The sequence below is a fragment of the Hymenobacter miniatus genome (genome assembly GCF_016427455.1).
Lineage (GTDB): Bacteria > Bacteroidota > Bacteroidia > Cytophagales > Hymenobacteraceae > Hymenobacter > Hymenobacter armeniacus.
Genome location: NZ_JAELXR010000003.1, coordinates 263,984 through 284,252 on the forward strand (window position 1 = coordinate 263,984; position 20,269 = coordinate 284,252).

Sequence of the window (20,269 nt, forward strand, 5' to 3'; positions counted from 1 at the left end):
CTTCTCCTTACACCGATTCAATCCAAAACGCCTGCACATGGCCCTCGAAATCAAAATTCCCGCCGTTGGCGAATCCATCACCGAAGTCACCATTGCCAAGTGGCTCAAGCAAGACGGCGACGCCGTGAAGCGCGACGAAGTCATTGCCGAGCTGGAGTCCGACAAAGCCACGTTTGAGCTGCCCGCCGAAGCCGACGGCGTGCTAAAAATCCGGGTGGCCGAGGGCGAAACCATCGGCATCGGCACCGTCATCGCCGACCTGGACGGCGTGGCCAGTGGCAGCGCTGCGGCCCCGGCCGCGCCGGCTGCCGCCCCCGCCGCTTCGGCGGCTGACCCCGTTTCGAAAGGGGAGGAGAACCCGGCGGCCAGCAACCAGTCCGGCTACGGCGGAGCCCCCGCGGGCAACGAGAGCAAAGACGCTTCGACGCCCGGCGCTCCGGCTGCTTCAGGTGCTGGCGCGGAGGCCCCGGCTGCTGGCGGTGGCTCCATTGAGATGAAAATCCCCACGGTAGGGGAGTCCATTACGGAAGTGACCGTGGCCAAGTGGCTGAAGCCCGACGGTGCCCAGGTGAGCCGCGACGAAGTAATTGCTGAGTTGGAGTCGGATAAGGCCACCTTCGAACTGCCCGCCGAAGGCAGCGGCACGCTACGCCACGCCGTGAAGGAGGGCGAAACCATTGCCATCGGGACGGTCATTGCGCGCATCGAAGGCGGTAGCGGTGCGGCTGCGTCGGCTCCGGCCGCGGCCGCTCCTGCAGCTACTCAGGCTGCCCCGGTTGCGGCCTTGGCTTCGCAGCCCGCCAGCGGTGGCGCGGCTACTTACGCTACGGGGGTGCCTTCGCCGGCTGCAGGTAAGATTCTCGACGAGAAAGGCATTGCCGCCAGCAGCGTGAGCGGCACCGGCCGCGACGGCCGCATTACGAAAGAAGACGCGCAAAACGCGCAGGCTAAACCGGCCACACCGGCACCACAAGCGACGGCAACTCCCGCTGCTTCGGCCCCAGCCGCACCTTCCGCGGCTCCGGCCGCCGGTGGCAGCCGCAACGTGCGCCGCGAGCGCATGAGCAACCTGCGCAAGACGGTGGCCCGCCGCCTGGTGTCGGTGAAGAACGAGACGGCCATGCTCACCACCTTCAACGAGGTGAACATGCAGCCCATCATGGACCTGCGCAACAAGTTCAAAGACAAGTTCAAGGAGAAAAACGGCGTGGGCCTCGGCTTTATGTCCTTCTTCACCAAGGCCGTGTGCGTGGCCCTGCAGGAGTGGCCCGCCGTGAATGCCCAGATTGACAACGGCGAAATCGTGTACTCCGATTTCTGCGACATCAGCATCGCCGTGTCGGCCCCGAAAGGCCTCGTGGTGCCCGTGATTCGCAACGCCGAGCAGCTGTCCTTCGACGGCATCGAGAAGGAAGTGGTGCGCCTGGCCGGTCTGGCCCGCGACAACAAGCTCACCATTGAGCAGATGAGCGGCGGCACGTTCACCATCACCAACGGCGGCGTGTTCGGCTCCATGCTCAGCACCCCGATTATCAACGCGCCGCAGTCGGCCATCCTGGGCATGCACAACATCATTCAGCGCCCCGTGGCCGAGAATGGCCAGGTAGTGATTCGCCCCATGATGTACCTGGCCCTGAGCTACGACCACCGCATCATCGACGGTCGCGAGTCGGTGAGCTTCTTGGTGCGGGTGAAAGAATTGCTCGAAGACCCCACGCGCCTGCTATTGGGTGTGTAGTCTCGCAATAGGATTTTTAAAAGCCCTGTTCCCGATGTGGGAACAGGGCTTTTTCATTTTTGGAAGCGAGGGTGCTCGAAACAATGTATTTCTGATGTTTTAATGCAAGGCTAAGTTTATTAGAATTGAATTTTTAAAAGAAAGCGTATCTTTGGAGTAGTAAACACGATGACCTTATAGCCCATGGGAAAATTCTTTACTCCTGTTTGCCACGAATGCCCCAGCCGCAACACGCCATTGATGGGCTGCTGCCAGGCCGAAGAGTTGGACTTTATATCTGCCAATAAAGTTTCTCATCGTTTTCAGAAGGGCCAGCACATTTTTCAGGAAGGCGGGCCGGCTTTGGGCCTGCACTGCGTGCAGCAGGGCAAAATCAAAATTACCAAGGTCAGCGGCGATGGCAAAGAGCAAATCATCCGGCTGGCCAAAGGCGGCGACATGCTAGGCTTCCGGTCGGTGCTAGCCGGGCCACACTACTCCACTTCGGCGGTGGCGCTGGACGATTGCGTGGTGTGCTTCATTCCGCGGGCCGACTTTTACCGGCTCTGGCAGTCGAACCTGCAATTTTCCACCTCCTTGATGCACATGATGGCCCGGGCCCTGGGCGAGGCCGAGCTGCAAATGCTGCACTTGGCTTACAAGCCCGTGCGTGAACGCCTGGCGGGCGCCCTGCTGCTGCTGCAGCGCACCTTCCGGCAGCCAGGCGATGCCGGGCCGTTCAGCACGTCGATTTCCCGCGAGGACCTGGCCGCTCTGGTGGGCACTGCCAAAGAAACGGCCACCCGCCTGATGTCGGAGTTCAAAGAAGCCGGCATCGTGGCCACACGCGGCAGCCAGGTGACCATTCTAAAGCCGGACAAGCTTAACCAACTCGCCTCGCTCTACGACTAGCAAGGCAGACGATGGCAGTGGGACTAGTGACAGGGCCGCAGTAGCCCCCTAGTGCGTAGTTGAAACAGAACCCGGGCCGCCGGGCGGGTAGTCGCCGACATGTGTCGACTACCCGCCCGGCGGCCTTTTTTGGTCGCGTAGCCGTCGCGCGCGGAGAAATGGGCAACAAGGCAAACGCGGGGTTATTCCAAGAATGGGAGTCATTTTCTGACTTCAGGAATTAAATGGGCTTAAGTTATAAAAAATATTATATTTTACTCCGGCACGTTTTAAGCTCAGTTGCGTTTCGCAAGGTCATCGGTTTGATGTAAATCATTATAAAAAGTGACGTATGTCATTTTTATAGGCTGTAAGTACGGTAGAGCTTTGTAACAGAAAAACTGCTCGAAAAACATTAATATTTGTTCGTTTATGCGTTTTAAGGGCTAATTCCTGCTGATTATTAGTTGAATAGATATGCGTGTTGCGGCCGAAAAATCCGTGTCTACCCCCGTCGGAAGCACGCGCATTGTAATGGGCCCCGCCCCATTGGCTGCCTCCGGCGTCACTCCGGATAAAATCAAAAAAGTGATAAAGCGGACGCTTCTCGAATTGCCCGCGCTTACAACTGTTTCGGTGGTAGAGCTAGCCACCGGCAATACCCTGGCTTACTGCAGCCGCCGGCGTGGCTTCAACCCCGTCGCCACGGCCGCCCACCAAGCCGAACTGCTGCGCCAGCAGCAACAGGCCATGGCCGCGCTGGCCCTGCGCGGCGAGCGGCTGGAAGACATCCTCATCCCTTTTCGAAAACAACTGCAGCTATTCCGCCTCGCCAAAAACGGCCAGTGGTTTGTGTTTCTGGCCGTGCGGGCCAAAAACACGCCCCTGGCGCTGGCCCGCGAGCTGCTCAAGTCCATTGTTGCCTAAAACCCAATCATTCATTTCAATAACCCATTCTCTTTTTTTCTTATAATGGCTTACTCGACAAATTCCCCCGCTGGCAAAGTAGTACAAGACGTGTTGAACGATTTGCCGGGCCTGGTGGCCGTGGCGGTGGTCGACATCACCTCGGGCATGGCCCTGGCCTCGCACTCGAATTCGCCGGCCCTCAACCCCGAAACCGCCGCCGCCTACAACACCGAAGTGGTGAAGCAAAAGCAAAAAGCCATGTCGGCCCTGAAGCTCAGCGGCGAGAACATCGAGGACATCCTCATCACCCTCACCAACCAGTTTCACCTCATCAAGCTGGCCGGCAACAAGTTCATCTACCTGGTGGTGAACTCGCGCGAAACCAACCTGGCCATTGCCCGCGAGGTGTTGCGCTCGACGGCCGACAACCTGAACTAATGCTGCTTGCCCCAACGGTGCGGCCGTTGGGCTACCACCCCCGGCCGGGCGCGCCCGCTACCCCGCGGCGCGCCCGGCCACCAGCCGGGACCACCCACCCCGCGCCCCATGAAAATCCCTTTTCTCAAGCAACTGCAGCGGCTCACGGGGCCCGTGGCCCACGAGGTGGTGCTGGCGGCCCCCGGGCCGGAAAGCGCCCGCATTGAAAGTGCCATCCGGCACCTGCTGGGCGAACTGCCCGACCTGCTGATGGCGGCCGTGGTAGACGTGGCCACCGGCAAAGCCCTGGCCACCTACACCGCCGACCGCGACCTGCGGCCCGGGCCGCTGGTGGGCTTCAACGCCGAGGCGGTGCGGCAGGTGCAGGCCGGGCTTCGGGCCCAGGGGGCGGCGCCGGAAAAGGTGGAAGAAATGCTTTTTACGCTGCGCTCGCAACTGCATTTGCTGCGGCTGGTGCCTTCGGAAAAGCAGTTTGTGTACTTGGCCGTGGACTCGCGCGACACCAACCTGGCCATTGCCCGCGAAGTGGTGCGCGGAGGCATTGCCCTACTAGAGCCCTCCAGGTAGGGCGCGGCGAAGGTGGAGACAAGTAGGGCGACTGAGAACACGCCGGCCTTTCCAGTAGCCTCCGGCGCCGGGTGCACGGCCCGTTCTGCATTGCTATCTGCTGGATAAGGCCCGTGGCTGGCCAACTAAAGCCACAAAACTCATTTTTCACCCTTTTTTTCTGTTCCCCAATGAAGCTTACCGCTACCCCATTTGACCCGCAGACCGGCGAATTGCTGCCGGTGTACCGCGACGCCTACCTGCGCGGCGACCTGGCCCGTTCCTCGGCCCGCGCCGTGGAAGAGTACCTCCGCAAGGACGCCACGCAGGCCCACACCACCGTCACGCGCTGGCACGAAATGTCGACCGAGGAGGCCGAGGCCGCCGCGCCGACCACCTGGGTGCAAAAGCAACTGCTCTTCATTCGGGAACAGCCGCAGCGCTTCCGCCGCCGGGCGTTCTCGATGGTGGGCGCGGCCGCGCTGGTAGCGGGCGTGTCGATGGCCGGCACCCGCCTGCCGTCGCACAACGCGCCGGCCGTGCCGGCGGCGCTGCCCGAAATGACGTCGCTGGCCGCCGCCAGCACCGCCGCTGCCGAGGCGGCGGCCGAAGCCAACGCCTCCCGCCTCGTGACCGTGAGCGGCCGCATTCTGAACGAGGCCGGCCAGCCGCTGGTGGGCGCCACCGTGCTGCGCAAAGGCACCAGCCTGGGCGCCAGCACCGACGCCAACGGCCGCTACACCCTGCGCCTGCCCGCCGCCGTGGCCGCCACGGCCACGCTGCAATACGGCTACGCCGGCTACCACGACCAGGAGTTGAAAGCCGCCGACGCCTCGGCCCAGGGCGTGACCCTGCAGCCCCGCGCCAAGCGCAAGCACTGGCTGTTTTTCTAATCCCAGGCCCCGGCTTCCTGCCCGGGTTATCCTATACTCAGTGAAAGCAAGGACCTACCGTAAGCACGTTGCGAATAAGCTTAAAGAATCTTCTCTTACCAATTCCCTCTCTTCAATAGCCGATATGGCCTACTCTACCAACAGTCCTGCCGGGAAGGCAGTCGATGGAATCATCACCGATTTGCCGAGCCTGGTGGCCGTGGCGGTGGTCGACGTTACCTCGGGCATGGCCCTGGCCTCGCACTCGAACTCGCCGGCCCTCAACCCCGAAACCGCCGCGGCCTATAACACCGAAGTGGTGAAGCAGAAGCAGAAAGCCATGTCGGCTCTGAAGCTGGCCGGCGAGAAGATTGAGGATATTCTGATTACGCTGACCAATCAGTTTCACCTCATTAAGCTGAATTCGGCCGGCAACAAGTTCATCTACCTGGTGGTGAACTCGCGCGAAACCAACCTGGCCATTGCCCGCGAGGTGCTGCGCTCGCACGCCGACGAAATCAACTGATTGTTGCGGTAGCCGTTTTGCCCGGAAAAGCCCGTTCACCGTTGTGAGCGGGCTTTTTGCTTGTGCTGCCAGGCGGGGCCAGGTGGGGGCGGAGCGGCCGGCTTATCCGGCGGCTGGGAAATTTCGTTAAGCAAAGCTCATTTCTTCCCGCCATGCAAAAGAATTCGAAACGCTCGTATGCCACGCCTCCCCGGCGCGCGGCTACTTTTTGGCCCACCGTCGGCTTTGCCACCCTGGCCGGCATGCGCAGCATGAGCGCCCCGGCCTTTCTGAGCCATTATTTGTCGCGCCAGCCCCACGCGGGGCTGGCGGGCTCGCGGCTGCGCTTTCTGCAAAAGCCCGTCACGGCCGGGCTGCTCAAAGCGGTGGCCGCGGGCGAAATGGTGGCCGACAAGCTGCCCAGCACCCCCAACCGCATTGCGCCCGAGGTGCTGGCCGGTCGGCTGCTGTCGGGGGCGCTGGTAGGGGCGGCCTGGTACCGCTCGCGGCATGGCAGCGCTTTGGGCGGCGGGCTGCTGGGGGCGGCAGTGGCGTTTGCGTCCACCATCGTGAGCTACGCGCTGCGCACGGGCATCAGCGAAAAATCGGGGGTGCCGGTGGCGCTGGTGGGCGTGGGCGAAGACGCGCTGGTGCTGGCCGGCGGCGCCGCGCTGATTGGCTCCCGGCGTCCGGCCGTGAGCGAGTGGCGCCCACTGTGAGGCGCAGTCAGGCCTTTTGCCGGCCGCCCAGCACCACCAGCACCACGGCCAGCACGATGAGCGCGGCGCCGCCCAGCATTTGGGGGTTCAGCACTTCGCCGGCGAAGGCCCAGCCCAGCAGCACGGCCACCACGGGATTGACGAAAGCATAGGTGCCCGCCAGGGCCGGCTCTACCACGCGCAGCAGCCAGATGTAGGCCGTGAACGCCACGATGGACCCGAACGAAACCAAATACGCAAACGCCACCCACGACTTGGCCGTGACCTGCGCCAGTTCGAACCCGGCCGCTTCGCCCTTCAGGAAGCCCACCACGAGCATGGCCACGCCGCCGCACAGCATTTGCATGCCGCCGGAGAGAAAGGGCGAGGCCGACGGCCGGTGGTTTTTGGCGTAGAGCGAGCCGATGGACCACACCAGCGAAGCCAGCAGCACCGCAAACACCCCCAGCCCGGTGTGGCCGGGCTGCTTCACGGCCGCGGCGTGGGTGTGGGCCACCAGCAGGTACATGCCCGCCATGCCGGCGGCCAGTCCCAGCGCCACCCACTTGGTGGGCCGGGGCGAAAGCCCGCTGGCCCAACCCAGCACCGCCAGAAACATAGGCACCGTGGCCACCAGCAGCGCCGTGATGCTGCTGGGCAAATACACCACCCCCAGCGTGGTGCCGCCATTGCCAAAGCCCAGCAGGCACAGCCCTATCAAGGCCGCGAAGCCCCAGCCCTGGCGGGTGGGTGCCGGCTCGCCCCGCCAGCGCATAAACAGGTAGAGCAACCCGCCCGCCAACGCATAGCGGGTGCCGGCCATGAGCAGCGGGGGCATGCTGGCCACGGCAAACTTCATTACCAGATAAGTAGAGCCCCAAATGAGGTAGACCAGCGCAAAGGCCGTGAGCAGCGCGGCCCGCGACGGCGCGGCCGGAGTAGGTTCGGACATGGAATGGAAAGGAATGACCGCAAAACTACGTAAGCCCACCTGCGGGGCCGGGCGCTTATTCCTGCTGCTCGTTGTTGTTTTGTGTAATGAAGAAGAACCTCCTGTTGGCTCTGCTGTGGCTTGGGGCGCTACGCCCGGCCGCCGCCCAGCTCCTGCAGCCCAAGCCCGCTTTCACCCGCGCCGACTCGCTGCGCGGCAGCCTCACCTCGCCGCTGCGCACTTGCTACGACCTCAACTACTACCACCTCGACGTGAAGCTGGACCCGGCCAAGAGGTTCATTAGCGGCACGAACCTCTTTCGATTCACGGCCACGCAGGATTTCACGCGGTTGCAATTCGACCTGTTTGCCAACCTGCAGGTAGAGAAAGTGCTGTACAAAGGCAAGGAAGTGCCTTTCGCCCGCGAGGCCAACGCGGTATTCGTCACCTTCCCGAAAACCATTGCCAAGGGCAGCCGCGACGAGTTCACGGTGCAGTATTCCGGCAACCCCACGGTGGCCAAAAAGGCGCCCTGGGACGGCGGCATGGTCTTCACGCAGGACGCCGCCGGCAAGCCCTGGGTGGCCACGGCCTGCCAAGGCACGGGCGCCAGCATCTGGTGGCCCACCAAAGACCAGCAGGCCGATGAAGTGGACAGCATGCTCATCAGCGTGAGCGTGCCCACGGGCCTGAAGGACGTGTCGAACGGCCGCCTGCGCAAAACCACCAAGTTGAAAGGTGGCTACACCCGCTTCGACTGGGCCGTGCGCAACCCCATCAACAACTACGACGTGGCCCTGAACGTGGGCGACTACCAACATTTTTCGGACTCGTACCAAGGCGAGAAGGGCTTGCTGACGCTCGACTACTGGGTGCTGCCCGAAAACGTGGCCAAGGCCAAAGCCCAGTTTGCCGCCAACGTGAAGCCCATGCTCAAAAGCATGGAGCACTGGTTTGGCCCGTACCCGTGGTACCAGGACGGCTACAAACTCGTTGATGCCCCGCACCTGGGCATGGAACACCAAAGTGCCGTGGCCTACGGCAACAAGTACCAGAACGGCTACCTGGGCCGCGACCGCAGCAATACCGGCTGGGGCTCAAAGTGGGACTTCATCATCATCCACGAAAGCGGGCACGAGTGGTTCGGTAATAACATCACCACCCAAGACATTGCCGATATGTGGGTGCACGAAAGCTTCACCACGTATTCTGAGGCGCTGTTTGTGGAAAGCCAGTTTGGCAAAACCGCCGGCCAGGAATACATCCACGGTCAGCGCCGCAACATCCAGAACGACGGGCCCATCATCGGGCCCTACGGCGTGAACCAGGAAGGCTCGGGCGATATGTACGACAAGGGCAGCGCCCTGCTCAACACGCTGCGCACCCTCCTCAACAATGACGAGAAGTGGCGCCAAATCCTCCGCGGCCTCTCCAGCACCTTCTACCACCAAACCGTGACCGGCCAGCAGGTGATGGACTACCTCAACCGCGAGAGCGGCCAGGATTTTACCAAAGTCTTCGACCAGTACCTGCGCCACGCCAGCCTGCCCATCCTGGAAGTCCGCTTCGAGGACGGCAAAACCCTAGCCCGCTGGGTGAGCGAAGTGCCCAAGTTTGACATGCCGGTGCGCGTGCGGCGCAAAGGCGGCGACTATCAGCTCATCAAGCCCACTGCCCGTTTCACCGAGATGAAGGAAGTGGCCGGCGCCACCCGCGAAACGCTGGAAGTCGACACGTTGAACTTCTACATCGGCGTGCTGGTGGACTGACCCGCGCCAGCCCTTCCCCAATGAGCGAACATATCCCAACCTACCAGCTGCAGGCGTTTGCCAGCCCCGAAGGAGCCCCGGTGGAAGTCTACTTTCCCGATTACGCGGCCCCCATAAAACCGAAGATTCCGCTGGACCGCCCGTACCGCGGCGACTACTACAAAATCAGCCTCTGCCTCCGGGGCAAAGCCGAGCTAAAGGCGAATCTGGAAACTTACACCATCGGCCCGAACTGCCTGATACTGGCCACGCCGGACGTCATCAAAGAGTGGCAGTACATTACCGACGATTACGAAACACTGTCCATTTTCTTCACCAAGGACTTCATTACGAACAACAACGCGGCCACCGGGAAACTGCGCTTTCTTGTTGCGCCGCCCACTTACGTGCTCCAACTTTCGGCCGCCCAGGCCGAGAATATAGCGGACTCTTTCCGCTTTCTGCAGCAGAAGTACAAGACGCGCAGTACCGAGCGGGACAATATTCTAAAAAGCATTCTCAATAGCTTGCTCTTTGAGATTGGCGCGCTCTACGATGACCTACAGCCCGCGCCGCTCCCGGCCAGCCGCACCCGCAGCCAGCAATTAGCGGCGGCCTTCCGGCAGCTGGTGCAGGCGCACAGCGCCACCGCCCGCAGCGTACGCTTCTACGCGGCCGCCCTGTGCATCACGCCCAAATACCTCAGCGAGCTGGTGAAGGACGCAACCGGCCGGACCGCCAGCGAGTGGATAGCCGAAGCCGTGGTGCTCGAAGCCAAGGCCCTGCTGCAAAACCCGGTTTTGCCCATTCAGCAAGTGGCCGCCAGCCTGCACTTTGCCGACCAGTTCGCTTTCAGCCGGTTCTTTAAAAACAGCACGGGCCTGTCGCCCACCGCCTACCGGCAGGCGAGCTGAAACGGCGGTTGCCGCCTTTTCGCCACAGCCTGCCGCCCTCTGGCCATTCCCGAGGCGGTTCCTGGCGGAGAATTTTGCAGTCGCTATTCACCCCCACGCAACCTTCCTCGTCATGATTTTAGTAACCGGAGCCACCGGCCACCTAGGCACCGCCGTGCTGCAAACCCTGCTGCAAAACACCCCCGCCACCCAGCTAGCCGCCTTGGTGCGCGACGCGCAAAAAGCCGCCGCGCTGCAAGCGCAGGGCGTGAGCATCCGCGTCGGCACCTACGGCGACCCGGCCGCGCTCGACCGCGCCCTGCAGGGCATCGAGCAGGTGCTGCTCATCTCGGGCGGGGGCGAAGACGAGGCCCTGCAGGAGCACAAAAACGTGGTAGATGCTGCCCAGCGCGCCGGCGTGCAGTGCCTGGCCTACACCGGCCGGGCCCTGAAAGACCCCAGCACCCTGGTCAACAAGCTCATGGTGCGCCACTTCGATACCGAAGCCTACATTCAGGCCAGCGGGCTGCCGCACATTCTCTTTCGCAACATTCTGTACATGGATGTGCTGCCGCTCTTCACCGGCCCCAACGTGCTGGAAACGGGCATCAACCTGCCCGTCGGGGAGGGGCGGGTGTCCTTTGCCCTGCGCCGCGACATGGGCGAGGCCATTGCCAACGTGCTGCTGGCGCGCGACTTCACCAGCCGCACCTACCGCTTCACTGGCGCCGAAACCTATAGCTTCCACGACGTGGCCGCCGCTCTCACGGAAGCTTCCGGGAAACAAGTGCGCTACACGCCCATCGACGACGTTGCCTTCGCGGCCGGCATGCGGCAGCGCGGCGTGCCCGAACTGGCCATCGAGCGTACCATCGGCTTCTTGGCTGATATTAAAAACGGCCAGGAATCGGAAGTATGCCCCGATTTGGCCACGGCGCTGGGCCGGCCGCCCACGTCGCTCAGGGAAGGGGTAAAGCAGCTGTATAAGCTATAGCGGCCATTGAGCCGCAAGCAAAACGGCGCAGACCGAAGGGTGAAAGGCTGCTTCAGCGCTGGGCCTGCCCGCCCACCAGGGCTTCGAGGCGGCGCAGGCGCTCTTCCAGCGCGGCCGTGGTGGCGCTGGCCGGGGCCGCGGGCGCCGGTTGCTGGCGGCGCAGGGCGGCGTTTTCGGCTTCCAGGGCCAGCACGCGGCGGTAGAGGGCCTGAATGGCAATGAGGTTCACGCCGTCGAAATCGGACTGGTTGATGGTGGTGTCGTTGCCAATGGTGCCCACGCCGTCGTGCCCGAAGGCGGCGTAGAAATCCTGTGCCATGGGGCCGTAGTGGCGCATGGTGCGCGCGTCCTGGCCCTTGTAGTTCCACGAACCCAGGCGCATGCCGTCGATGCGGGCCAGGAACTGGTTGCCGTCGGCCAGACGACGCCGCTCCTTTTTGGTCGAGTCGGAAATAACCTGCCAGGCGTTGCCGCCGTTGGCCGCCAAACTCACGCCCACGGTCATGGCTGCGTTGGTGAAAAGGCGGTAGCCACCCACGTAGCGGGCCGAAAACTGGTTGTTGGCCGAAGCGCGCAGCGAGTCGTTTCCGGTGGCGTCGGCGATGACGAAGGTGCCGCTTCGGCCGTTGGCCGAGGCGAAGCGGCCTAGGGCGATGGCGTTGGCGGCGTTGGCAGTGCACCGCTCGCCCAGGGCCACGGAGTAGTTGCCTTGCACCTTGCTGTTGAGGCCTCCGGCAAGATTGTAGTTGCCCTTGGCGCGGCAGTTCCGGCCGATGACCAAGGCCCCGGAGGAGAGCTGGTCGACGGCGTTGTCGCGGCCCAGGCAGGTGGCGTAGCTGCCCCGCACGTTGTTGTTGTAGCCGGCGGCCAGGCTGTAGAGGCCCGCGACCAGGTTGTTGTAACCGAAGGCGGCGGAGTAGAAACCCATGTTGGCAGCGTCCCACTGGGTGCCATCGACGCCGCCGGCCCGGAAGGAGCCGTAGTAGGGCGTCCACATCAGCCGGTCGCCCTGGCCCGAGGCGGGCGGCGTGGTGGAGCCGTAGCCGATGCTGGTGCGCACGAGGAAACCCGCGTCGACGTCGGTGAGGTAGAGGCCGGCGGCGTTGTCGTAGACGCCGAAGGGGCGGGGAGCAGTGGCCAGGCGCACCAGGCCGTTGCCATCAACGCGCAGCCCCACGGCGCCGGGCGCGGCGGGCGTGCCTCCCACCAGGCGGTTGCCGGCCAGGTTGAGGTTGCGGGTGGCGGTGTGGTTGCCCAGGTTGTCGCCGCTGCGCGTCTTGTCGGGAATGTAGAGCCAGGCGCCGCCCACGCAGTACCAGAAGCCCTGACGCCCGTCGGTTTGGAACACCATCAGCCCGTCGGGCGGCGCGGCAATGCCGGCGCGGGTGGCCGAGTCCATGCGCGGGATGAGCAGGCCCTTGCCGGTGGCCGAAATGTCGAGGGCCGCAGCGGCATCGGGGGCGCCGGGCGCGCCAATGCGCACGCCGCCGGAGGTGGTTTGGGCCAGGGCGGGGGTGGCGGCCAACAGGCCGGCGGCCAGCAAGTACAGGTATTTCATAGCGTGGGTTCGAGTTGAAAGAATAACCCGAAATAATTCCAGGCCCTCGCGCCCGCCAAGCTTCGATAGTCAACAACGGCGGGTGGTATGTGAACGGCCGCGCGGCGGTAGTGGGCGGGGAGCCGAAACGCTTGCTGAATTGTTATCAGCGTGCGCCGGGAAAGCCAACGGCACGTGGCAGGCGGTTCTTTTATGCACCACCCACCTTTGCTGTGCCGTACCTTCGCGGCCGCGAACCATCACCGAACTTCCGGCTCATGAATCAATACGACGTCACCGTCATCGGCTCCGGCCCCGGCGGCTATGTAGCGGCCATCCGCTGCGCCCAGCTGGGCCTCAAAACGGCCCTCATCGAGAAATACCCCACCCTGGGCGGCACCTGCCTCAACGTGGGCTGCATCCCCAGCAAGGCCCTGCTCGACTCGTCGGAGCACTACCACAACGCCCACTCGGCCTTCGCCGACCACGGCATTGGCCTCGACAACCTGCGCGTGGACATGAACCGCATGATTGACCGCAAGGCCGGCGTGGTGAAGGCCAACGTGGACGGCATTTCCTACCTGATGAAGAAGAACAAAATCGACGTCATCACCGGTGTTGGTTCGTTCATCGACGCAACCCACATCAGCATCGTGCCCCGCGAAGGCGGCGAGGCCCAGCAGATTGAAACCAAAAACGTCATCATCGCCACCGGTTCCAAGCCCACGGTGCTGCCGTTTATCGCCCAGGACAAGGAGCGCATCATCACCAGCACCGAGGCCCTGAACATCCGCGAAGTACCCAAGCACATGATTGTGATTGGCGGCGGCGTGATTGGCCTCGAAATGGCCTCCGTGTACGCCCGCCTCGGCGCCAAAGTGAGCGTGGTAGAGTTCATGGACAGCATCATCCCGACCATGGACCGCGGCCTGGGCAAGGAACTGAAGCGCGTGCTGGGCAAAATCGGCATCGAATTCTTCTTCTCGCACAAAGTGACCGGCGCCACCCGCGACGGCGACACCGTGACCGTGACGGCCACCAACGCCAAGGGCGAGGAAGTGAAGTTTGAGGGCGACTACTGCCTCGTGGCCGTGGGCCGCGTGCCCTACACCGCCGGCCTCAACCTGGAAGCCGCCGGCGTGCAGATGGAAGAGCGCGGCCGTATCAAGGTCGACGAGCACCTGCAAACCAACGTGCCCGGCATCTACGCCATCGGCGACGTCATTCGCGGCGCCATGCTGGCCCACAAGGCCGAGGAAGAAGGCGTGTTTGTGGCCGAAACCATCGTGGGCCAGAAGCCGCACATCAACTACCTGCTCATCCCCGGCGTGGTGTACACCTGGCCCGAAGTGGCCGGCGTGGGCTACACCGAGGAGCAGCTCAAGGAGCAGGGCAAGGCCTACAAAGTGGGCTCGTTCCCCTTCAAAGCCAGCGGCCGGGCCCGCGCCAGCGGCGACACCGACGGCTTCGTGAAGGTGCTGGCCGACAAAACCACCGACGAAATCCTGGGCGTGCACATGATTGGCCCGCGCATCGCCGACCTCATCGCCGAAGCCGTGACCGCCATGGAGTTCCGCGCCTCCGCCGAGGACGTGGCCCGCATGAGCCACTCGCACCCCACCTACGCCGAGGCCATGAAAGAGGCTTGCCTGGCCGCCACGGAGAACCGGGCAATTCATATGTAATTGTTGCCGCCCTACGGCAGAAACAGCAAGAGGCTGAAGCTACGGGAGCTTCAGCCTCTTGCTGTTTCTAGCAAAGTAGATTGCTATGCCAAAAGCCAGAATCGCCAGTTTTCCCAATACCGATTGTAATGTTTAGCAAAAGATTCGAATTGGGTTTCTACTGGTAAACCTAGCTTTTGGGCAGTTGAATTATAGGCGGTGCTGTCGGCAAAGGGTTGGTAGTGTCTTGCCGCTAAGTCATAGGTGAAGTATCGACCGTCATTCATTTTTGCACAGAGTATATCGTTGGAAACCTGGTAAGAAACAACCTCAGTAATTACATCCGATTGTTCAGTCATTGAAACAGGTTCAAAATAGGCCGTTGTACCATTCAACTCCTCAATTGCCAGGCCATGCCCTAGGGGAATCCGAGCGTAATCGCCCAAGCCGTGATTACCCCAAGGAGTGTTTGCAATTAAGCAGAGGGCCAGAGAAGCCGCTAATCCGCTTTGCCACCAAACCCGCTTGCCATTAGAAGTGAATTTTGCCAGCCCTGAATCTGGCGAGAACCTAGCCCACACGCTGATTAGAACGAGGAATAACGTGGCGTAAACCGACGCCTGTACCGCAACCTTAAGCAGCGTAAAAATCAGCCCAAATACGTATTCCATTAGGCAACTGTAGTGAAGGGCCTAGAAAGTAATGCCACAGACGCAAATGTAGAGTCGGGCTAACCGCATCGAAGTCCCACCAGCGGCTTCCGGATGCCCGCCAACCGGTTCCGGACCACAAACCTTCCCTTCCGAACACCCGCCAACCGCTTCCGAAGCCTCGCCAACGGCTTCCGAACCACAAACCCTGGCTTCCGAACGCCCGCCAACCGCTTCCGAACCACAAACCTTCGCGCCGAACCACAAACCTTCGCTCGGTTTGATGTGCTTACTTTTGAAGCATGTCGACCCTGTCCCTCACGCCCGCTAACGCCCCCGTCGCCACGGGCAGCTTCAACGTGTACGCCCGCGAGCAGTTCATCAGCGACAAGGTGGCGTTTGGGCGGCGCGACTATTACAAGATTTCGCTGCTCACCGGCAGCAGCCGCTACAACTACGCCACCCGCGGCGTGCTCATCGACCGGCCCGCGCTGGTGTTTTCCAACCCACTGATTCCCTATTCCTGGGAGCCCGTTTCGGAAGAGCAGGGCGGCTACCTGTGCATGTTCACGGAGGAGTTTCTCATCGTGAACGACCGGGCGGCCAGCCTGCAGGAGTCGCCGCTGTTCCGGCTCGGCTCCGACCCGGTGTATCTGGTGGACGAGGCGCAGTACGCCGACCTGAGCTACTTCTTCCGCAAGATGCTGCAGGAGATGAACTCGGGCTACGTGTACCAGCAGGAGGTCATCCGCAACTACCTCAACCTGCTCATGCACGAGGCGCTGAAGCTGCAGCCGCAGGCCAGCTACTACCAGCACCCCAACGCCGCCACGCGCATTGCGGCCCTGTTTCAGGGCTTGCTGGAGCGGCAGTTTCCCATCGACTCGCCCACCCACGGCCTCAAGCTGCGCACGCCCGGCGACTTCGCCCGCCAGCTCTCGGTGCACGTCAACCACCTCAACCGGACCGTGCGCGACCTCACCGGCAAAACCACCTCCGTGCACATCGCCGAGCGCCTGATTCGCGAGGCCCGGGCCCTGTTGCAGCACACCGACTGGAGCACCGCCGAAATTGCCTACAGCCTGGGCTTCGAGTATCCAACTTACTTCAACAACTTCTTCAAGAAGCAAACCGGCACCACGCCCTCGGCCCATCGGGCAATGGTGGGCCGCACCCTGCCGGCGGTTTGAATTTCTTACTCTTTCGTTTGAATCTTGTTAGGGCGCCGCGGCGGGGGAGGGGACTTTTGTGTTGTTCTACTAACCCAGTTAAAACCCTCTCATGAAATTCGCCCTCATCACCGGTGCCAACAAAAGCATTGGCTTCGAAACCGCTCGCCAGCTGCTCCAACACGGTTTTTACGTGTACCTGGGCAGCCGCAACCTTGAAAACGGCCAGCAGGCCGTGGCCCAGCTCCATGCCGAAGGCCTCACCCAGGTCGAGCCCGTGCAACTCGACGTCACCGACGCTGCTTCGGTAGCCGCTGCCCGCCAGACCATCGGCCAAAAGACGCCTGTGCTCGATGTGCTCATCAACAACGCCGGCATCAGCGGTGGGGGAGTACCCCAAACGGCCATCGATACCAGCGTGGCCACGTTCAGAGAAGTGTACGACACCAACGTATTCGGCGTGGTGCAGACCACCCAGGCCTTCCTCGACCTGTTGCGGGCCTCGGCCGAGCCCCGCATTGTGAACGTGACTTCGGGCCTGGGCTCGGTGAGTTTAAACGCCGACCCCACCTGGAAATACTACGCCGTGAAGACGGCCGCCTATGGCTCGTCCAAAGCTGCGCTCAACATGTACACCATCAACCTGGCCTACGAGCTGCGCGACACGCCCTTCAAAGTGAACGCCGTGGACCCCGGCTACACCGCCACCGACTTCAACCACCACAGCGGCCCCGGCACCGTGCCCGATGCGGCCGCCCGCGTGGTAAAAGCGGCCCTGTTGGCTTCGGATGGCCCCACCGGCCAGTTTTTCAGCGACGACAACGCGCCCGAAACGGGCATCAGCCCCTGGTAATTCTAGCGCCTGACGCAACGAAAAAGCGGCCGAAGCTAGAGAAGCTTCGGCCGCTTTTTCGTTGCGTCAGGCCGGTTTTACTAGAACGCCAAGACCTGGCCTTTGGGGTTGGGGCCGTACTGGTTGTCGCCGGGGGTGCCTTCGGTGCACATCAGCACCAGCAGCCAGATGGCGCCCACCAGCGGAATGAAGGCGATGAGCAGGAACAGGCCGCTTTTGTTGACGTCGTGCAGGCGCCGCACCGCCAAGGACAGTCCGGGCAGCAGCATGGCCAGCGAGAACAGCACGTAGATGTAGCCGTACGGCAGCGGGGCAATGGCCAGGCCGAGCATGCTGTCCAGCGTCATGGCGACTATGCCGAAGATGAGTTGAAAGAGAACGAACATCCAGTATTCTTTCCGGCGGGCGCGCCCGCTGAACACTGCATAATTCCGAAGTGCTTGTAAAAAGTATTGCATGAAAAAAATGGGGTAGCAAATCCTACTCGTAAGGCTTTTCGGTAACGCCCCGTTTTTTAGCGTGGGTTCTGGGCTCCACTTCCCCAACCGGCAGAGGCGCCGGATGAATGCCGGGGAAAAGTACGCATCCGAATTCAGTTCGCAATATTGTGTCCCTGCGTTAGCACGATTTGTTAACCTGCCTTGCCCCATGCCCACGCTACTGCTCGACCAGCCCATCCCGCTTTACCCCCTGACGCCGCCGGACGCTCCCGGCAACCGCTACTTCCAGCTAACGCGAGCCGAAGGCCAGCAACCGGCCTTCCGGCAAAACATGCTGCAGCCGCACCGCAAGGACTACTACCACCTGGTGTTCGTGCAGCGCGGCGGCAGCCGGCACTGGGTGGACATGACGCCCTACGTGCTCAAGGAAAACGCGCTGTACTTCTCGGCTCCCGGCCAGCTGCAGCTCAAGGAAAAGCTCGCGCCGCTGTGGGGCGTCAGCGTGGCGTTTACGCGCGAGTTTCTGGCCCGGCAGCCCAATGAGGCCCTGGCGCAGCTGCCGCTGCTGCGCAACCCCCAAAACGGCCACGAGCTGCTCCTCACGCCCGCCGATGTGGCCTTTGTGGAAGATACCCTGGCCCGGCTCGAAGCCGAGTATCAGCGGCCCGGCGAGTGGCAGCAGCCCATGCTCACGGCCCACCTCACCGTGCTGCTCACCTACCTCAGCCGGCTCTACACCGAGCAGTTTCCGGGCGACGAGCCCTCGGCCGACCAGCTGCTGCTGCGGAAATACCGGGCCCGAATTGAGGAAAACTTTCGCGAGCGGCACGAGGTGGGTGCCTATGCGGCCCTGCTGCACATCTCGGCCGGGCACCTGAGCGAGGTGGTGAAGGCCCAGAGCGGCAAGCCGGCCATTGCCCACATCCAGGAGCGGCTGGTGCTGGAGGCCCGGCGCCTGCTGTTCCACACGCCGCAGTCGGTGAAGGAAATTGCCTACGACCTGGGTTTTGCCGATGCGTCCTACTTCAGCCGCTTCTTCAAGCGCGAAACCGGCCTCACCCCGGCCGAGTACCGCGCCAGCAACCGCGAAATGTACCCGTGATGCCGCCAAATGTGCCGTAACGGCGCTACTGGGGCCCGGTAATTTTGTGTTGTTCAATAAGCAACACCCTCTTGCCATGAAAAAAGCCCTGATTACCGGCGCCAACAAAAGCATCGGTTTTGAAGCCGCCCGGCTGCTCCTGCAGCAAGGCTATTACGTGTACCTCGGCAGCCGCGACCCCGAAAACGGCCACCAAGCCGTGGCCCAGCTCCACGCCGAAGGCCTGACCCAGGTGGAACCCGTGCAGCTCGACGTGGCCGACCCCGCCTCCGTGCAGGCCGCCCGCGCCGCCATCGGCCAGCAAACCGACGTCCTCGACGTGCTCATCAACAACGCCGGCATCAACGGCGGCATGCCGCAATCGGCCCTCACCTCCGAAATCAGCCAGTTCCAGCGGGTGTTCGATACCAACTTCTTCGGCGTGATAGCCGTGACGCAGGCCTTCCTCGACCTGCTGCGGCAGTCGCCGGCGCCCCGCATCGTGAACGTCAGCTCGGCCCAGGGCTCGCTCACCCTGCACAGCGACCCCGTGCACGGCTATAAGTATTACAACCACAAAGCGGCCGTGTACCACTCCTCCAAGTCGGCGCTCAACATGTACACCATCAACCTGGCCTACGAGCTGCGCGACACGCCCTTCAAAGTGAATGCCGTGGACCCCGGCTTCGTCGCCACCGATTTCAACGGCCACCGCGGCACCGGCACCGTGCAGGAAGCCGGCGCCCGCGTCGTGAAATACGCCCTGCTCGACGCCCACGGCCCCACCGGCAAGTTCGTTAGCGAAGAATACAACCCGGCCACCGGCGAGATTCCCTGGTAGCCCTCGCCCCGCCCGGCGGCCAAAATAAAAAGAGGCTGAAGCTACGGGAGCTTCAGCCTCTTTTTATTCAGCATTTTCAATGTTAGACAGGCAGGCCTGAATAATTGGGGTGTACTCTTTGATTAGTAATTTTTTCCTTTTAAAGCTGCCAGGGCGTATATCAACAACCCTACCCTTGCTATTGATGAATATCACAAGAGGAGTTGTATTTTGGGTTATGTAGGCTTCTTTATCAGCTGTTGCGCCACCCACGGCTTGAGGAAAATCCAGCGGATGTTTCTTGAAGTATTCCCGGACGTCGGCTGAATTATTAACGGGAAATCCAATAAAATCTACTTGCCTAGAAAACTTATGATATAAAGCATTCAAAGCATCTATATGCTCTGCACTTGAACGCGCAAATTCTGGTGGGTCAAATTTGGTGGTGAGCCAGAAATACAGAACCATAGCTTTCCCATTAGCCGGCTTTGTGCTTACACTGTCCCCGCGATTAGTCATAGCTGTGAAAACAGGCCCAAGCGAGCCCTTCATGCAATCGTAATCCCAGTTAAGTCTCGAGTAATTGACAGTGTCTTTATTTGCACTTGGTCTTTTTTTACACAGCGCAAAATTCTCTTCATATGTGTTCTCTCTTCTAATTGAACAAGATGAGAGAGTATAAATGAATAATAATAAGAACTTGTAATTGCTCATATTTTGGTTTAGTTATTTAGATAGACGTGAGAAGAATTCATTAATTGAAATTCAGACATGGAGGGACGAATATAGCGTCTAAAGCTGCCGAAGCTACTGCCGCTTCCACCGCTTTTCCAGTACCTTAGTCCGGTGACAAAGGCTGACTTCTCAATGCCCGACACCCGCTTCCGGACAACAAAGCCTCAATGGTCGTAGC

At 61.7% G+C, this 20,269-nt stretch carries 21 protein-coding genes; 16 read left to right on the plus strand and 5 right to left on the minus strand.

The window, feature by feature from the left end:
* Window positions 1–37: 37 nt before the first annotated feature.
* The 8 genes from odhB (at window position 38) to JAO73_RS06500 (ending at window position 6,597) form a co-directional block, all read left to right on the plus strand.
* Window positions 38–1,738, plus strand: a complete 1,701-nt coding sequence (gene odhB, locus JAO73_RS06465; protein ID WP_198976277.1) for a 2-oxoglutarate dehydrogenase complex dihydrolipoyllysine-residue succinyltransferase — start codon at window positions 38–40, stop codon at window positions 1,736–1,738.
* Between the two features lie 183 nt (window positions 1,739–1,921).
* The gene (locus JAO73_RS06470; RefSeq protein WP_198976278.1) at window positions 1,922–2,629 is read left to right on the plus strand and encodes a Crp/Fnr family transcriptional regulator; all 708 of its coding nucleotides are present in this window, start codon (window positions 1,922–1,924) and stop codon (window positions 2,627–2,629) included.
* 591 nt (window positions 2,630–3,220) lie between these two features.
* Entirely contained in the window at window positions 3,221–3,535 is a 315-nt protein-coding gene (locus tag JAO73_RS06475; protein ID WP_198976279.1) for a hypothetical protein, read from the plus strand.
* 45 nt (window positions 3,536–3,580) lie between these two features.
* Window positions 3,581–3,955 carry a roadblock/LC7 domain-containing protein gene (locus tag JAO73_RS06480; protein WP_198976280.1) on the plus strand — a complete coding sequence of 125 codons (375 nt, stop codon included), beginning with the start codon at window positions 3,581–3,583 and terminating at the stop codon, window positions 3,953–3,955.
* Between the two features lie 108 nt (window positions 3,956–4,063).
* Entirely contained in the window at window positions 4,064–4,522 is a 459-nt protein-coding gene (locus JAO73_RS06485) for a hypothetical protein (protein WP_198976281.1), read from the plus strand.
* A 170-nt stretch (window positions 4,523–4,692) separates the two neighbouring features.
* Window positions 4,693–5,394 (plus strand): carboxypeptidase-like regulatory domain-containing protein, encoded by a 702-nt coding sequence (locus tag JAO73_RS06490; RefSeq protein WP_198976282.1) that lies wholly within the window; start codon window positions 4,693–4,695, stop codon window positions 5,392–5,394.
* Between the two features lie 124 nt (window positions 5,395–5,518).
* Window positions 5,519–5,899 carry a hypothetical protein gene (locus JAO73_RS06495; protein ID WP_190925889.1) on the plus strand — a complete coding sequence of 127 codons (381 nt, stop codon included), beginning with the start codon at window positions 5,519–5,521 and terminating at the stop codon, window positions 5,897–5,899.
* A gap of 152 nt (window positions 5,900–6,051) precedes the next feature.
* Window positions 6,052–6,597 (plus strand): DUF4126 family protein, encoded by a 546-nt coding sequence (locus JAO73_RS06500; RefSeq protein ID WP_198976283.1) that lies wholly within the window; start codon window positions 6,052–6,054, stop codon window positions 6,595–6,597.
* Between the two features lie 7 nt (window positions 6,598–6,604).
* Here the strand turns inward: JAO73_RS06500 and JAO73_RS06505 are convergent, their stop codons facing one another.
* Complete coding sequence (locus JAO73_RS06505; RefSeq protein ID WP_198976284.1) at window positions 6,605–7,528, minus strand: EamA family transporter; 924 nt, start codon at window positions 7,526–7,528, stop codon at window positions 6,605–6,607.
* Between the two features lie 86 nt (window positions 7,529–7,614).
* Here JAO73_RS06505 and JAO73_RS06510 point away from each other — a divergent pair, with 86 nt between their 5' ends.
* The 3 genes from JAO73_RS06510 to JAO73_RS06520 all read left to right on the plus strand — a co-directional run bounded on the left by JAO73_RS06510 (window position 7,615) and on the right by JAO73_RS06520 (window position 11,142).
* Window positions 7,615–9,276 (plus strand): M1 family metallopeptidase, encoded by a 1,662-nt coding sequence (locus JAO73_RS06510; protein WP_198976285.1) that lies wholly within the window; start codon window positions 7,615–7,617, stop codon window positions 9,274–9,276.
* 20 nt (window positions 9,277–9,296) lie between these two features.
* Window positions 9,297–10,169, plus strand: a complete 873-nt coding sequence (locus JAO73_RS06515) for an AraC family transcriptional regulator (RefSeq protein ID WP_198976286.1) — start codon at window positions 9,297–9,299, stop codon at window positions 10,167–10,169.
* 112 nt (window positions 10,170–10,281) lie between these two features.
* Window positions 10,282–11,142 carry an SDR family oxidoreductase gene (locus tag JAO73_RS06520; RefSeq protein ID WP_198976287.1) on the plus strand — a complete coding sequence of 287 codons (861 nt, stop codon included), beginning with the start codon at window positions 10,282–10,284 and terminating at the stop codon, window positions 11,140–11,142.
* 52 nt (window positions 11,143–11,194) lie between these two features.
* Here the strand turns inward: JAO73_RS06520 and JAO73_RS06525 are convergent, their stop codons facing one another.
* Window positions 11,195–12,700: a phage tail-like protein gene (locus JAO73_RS06525; RefSeq protein WP_198976288.1), complete on the minus strand. Its 1,506-nt coding sequence runs from the start codon at window positions 12,698–12,700 to the stop codon at window positions 11,195–11,197.
* A 257-nt stretch (window positions 12,701–12,957) separates the two neighbouring features.
* On the opposite strand from JAO73_RS06525, the gene lpdA reads away from it, so the two are divergent.
* Window positions 12,958–14,364, plus strand: a complete 1,407-nt coding sequence (gene lpdA / locus JAO73_RS06530) for a dihydrolipoyl dehydrogenase (RefSeq protein ID WP_198976289.1) — start codon at window positions 12,958–12,960, stop codon at window positions 14,362–14,364.
* Window positions 14,365–14,447: 83 nt separating this feature from the next.
* On the opposite strand, the gene JAO73_RS06535 is transcribed toward lpdA, so the two are convergent.
* Window positions 14,448–15,014, minus strand: coding sequence for a hypothetical protein (locus JAO73_RS06535; RefSeq protein ID WP_198976290.1), 567 nt, complete (start codon window positions 15,012–15,014; stop codon window positions 14,448–14,450).
* Between the two features lie 281 nt (window positions 15,015–15,295).
* Between JAO73_RS06535 and JAO73_RS06540 the strand changes: the two genes are divergently transcribed.
* Complete coding sequence (locus tag JAO73_RS06540; protein ID WP_198976291.1) at window positions 15,296–16,183, plus strand: helix-turn-helix domain-containing protein; 888 nt, start codon at window positions 15,296–15,298, stop codon at window positions 16,181–16,183.
* 91 nt (window positions 16,184–16,274) lie between these two features.
* A complete protein-coding gene (locus tag JAO73_RS06545; RefSeq protein ID WP_198976292.1) occupies window positions 16,275–17,015 on the plus strand; it encodes an SDR family oxidoreductase in 741 nt (246 codons plus the stop codon).
* 80 nt (window positions 17,016–17,095) lie between these two features.
* Here the strand turns inward: JAO73_RS06545 and JAO73_RS23330 are convergent, their stop codons facing one another.
* Window positions 17,096–17,692, minus strand: coding sequence for a DUF805 domain-containing protein (locus JAO73_RS23330; RefSeq protein ID WP_317191205.1), 597 nt, complete (start codon window positions 17,690–17,692; stop codon window positions 17,096–17,098).
* Between JAO73_RS23330 and JAO73_RS06555 the strand changes: the two genes are divergently transcribed.
* Both JAO73_RS06555 and JAO73_RS06560 read left to right on the plus strand, forming a co-directional pair.
* A complete protein-coding gene (locus JAO73_RS06555; RefSeq protein ID WP_198976294.1) occupies window positions 17,664–18,557 on the plus strand; it encodes an AraC family transcriptional regulator in 894 nt (297 codons plus the stop codon). The two genes, JAO73_RS23330 and JAO73_RS06555, sit on opposite strands and share 29 nt — an antisense overlap.
* Before the next feature lie 76 nt (window positions 18,558–18,633).
* Window positions 18,634–19,377 (plus strand): SDR family oxidoreductase, encoded by a 744-nt coding sequence (locus tag JAO73_RS06560; RefSeq protein WP_198976295.1) that lies wholly within the window; start codon window positions 18,634–18,636, stop codon window positions 19,375–19,377.
* Window positions 19,378–19,440: 63 nt separating this feature from the next.
* Here the strand turns inward: JAO73_RS06560 and JAO73_RS06565 are convergent, their stop codons facing one another.
* Entirely contained in the window at window positions 19,441–19,908 is a 468-nt protein-coding gene (locus tag JAO73_RS06565) for a peroxiredoxin family protein (RefSeq protein WP_198976296.1), read from the minus strand.
* Window positions 19,909–20,269 lie beyond the last annotated feature (361 nt).

Bases quoted from the DNA above. Each gene is read 5' to 3' on its own strand.
- odhB (WP_198976277.1), top strand. From the start codon at position 38: ATGGCCCTCGAAATCAAAATTCCCGCCGTTGGCGAATCCATCACCGAA.
- JAO73_RS06470 (WP_198976278.1), top strand. From the start codon at position 1,922: ATGGGAAAATTCTTTACTCCTGTTTGCCACGAATGCCCCAGCCGCAAC.
- JAO73_RS06480 (WP_198976280.1), top strand. From the start codon at position 3,581: ATGGCTTACTCGACAAATTCCCCCGCTGGCAAAGTAGTACAAGACGTG.
- JAO73_RS06485 (WP_198976281.1), top strand. From the start codon at position 4,064: ATGAAAATCCCTTTTCTCAAGCAACTGCAGCGGCTCACGGGGCCCGTG.
- JAO73_RS06490 (WP_198976282.1), top strand. From the start codon at position 4,693: ATGAAGCTTACCGCTACCCCATTTGACCCGCAGACCGGCGAATTGCTG.
- JAO73_RS06495 (WP_190925889.1), top strand. From the start codon at position 5,519: ATGGCCTACTCTACCAACAGTCCTGCCGGGAAGGCAGTCGATGGAATC.
- JAO73_RS06500 (WP_198976283.1), top strand. From the start codon at position 6,052: ATGCAAAAGAATTCGAAACGCTCGTATGCCACGCCTCCCCGGCGCGCG.
- JAO73_RS06505 (WP_198976284.1), bottom strand. From the start codon at position 7,528: ATGTCCGAACCTACTCCGGCCGCGCCGTCGCGGGCCGCGCTGCTCACG.
- JAO73_RS06510 (WP_198976285.1), top strand. From the start codon at position 7,615: ATGAAGAAGAACCTCCTGTTGGCTCTGCTGTGGCTTGGGGCGCTACGC.
- JAO73_RS06515 (WP_198976286.1), top strand. From the start codon at position 9,297: ATGAGCGAACATATCCCAACCTACCAGCTGCAGGCGTTTGCCAGCCCC.
- JAO73_RS06520 (WP_198976287.1), top strand. From the start codon at position 10,282: ATGATTTTAGTAACCGGAGCCACCGGCCACCTAGGCACCGCCGTGCTG.
- JAO73_RS06525 (WP_198976288.1), bottom strand. From the start codon at position 12,700: ATGAAATACCTGTACTTGCTGGCCGCCGGCCTGTTGGCCGCCACCCCC.
- lpdA (WP_198976289.1), top strand. From the start codon at position 12,958: ATGAATCAATACGACGTCACCGTCATCGGCTCCGGCCCCGGCGGCTAT.
- JAO73_RS06535 (WP_198976290.1), bottom strand. From the start codon at position 15,014: ATGGAATACGTATTTGGGCTGATTTTTACGCTGCTTAAGGTTGCGGTA.
- JAO73_RS06540 (WP_198976291.1), top strand. From the start codon at position 15,296: ATGTCGACCCTGTCCCTCACGCCCGCTAACGCCCCCGTCGCCACGGGC.
- JAO73_RS06545 (WP_198976292.1), top strand. From the start codon at position 16,275: ATGAAATTCGCCCTCATCACCGGTGCCAACAAAAGCATTGGCTTCGAA.
- JAO73_RS06555 (WP_198976294.1), top strand. From the start codon at position 17,664: ATGCCCACGCTACTGCTCGACCAGCCCATCCCGCTTTACCCCCTGACG.
- JAO73_RS23330 (WP_317191205.1), bottom strand. From the start codon at position 17,692: ATGGGCTGGTCGAGCAGTAGCGTGGGCATGGGGCAAGGCAGGTTAACA.
- JAO73_RS06560 (WP_198976295.1), top strand. From the start codon at position 18,634: ATGAAAAAAGCCCTGATTACCGGCGCCAACAAAAGCATCGGTTTTGAA.
- JAO73_RS06565 (WP_198976296.1), bottom strand. From the start codon at position 19,908: ATGAAGGGCTCGCTTGGGCCTGTTTTCACAGCTATGACTAATCGCGGG.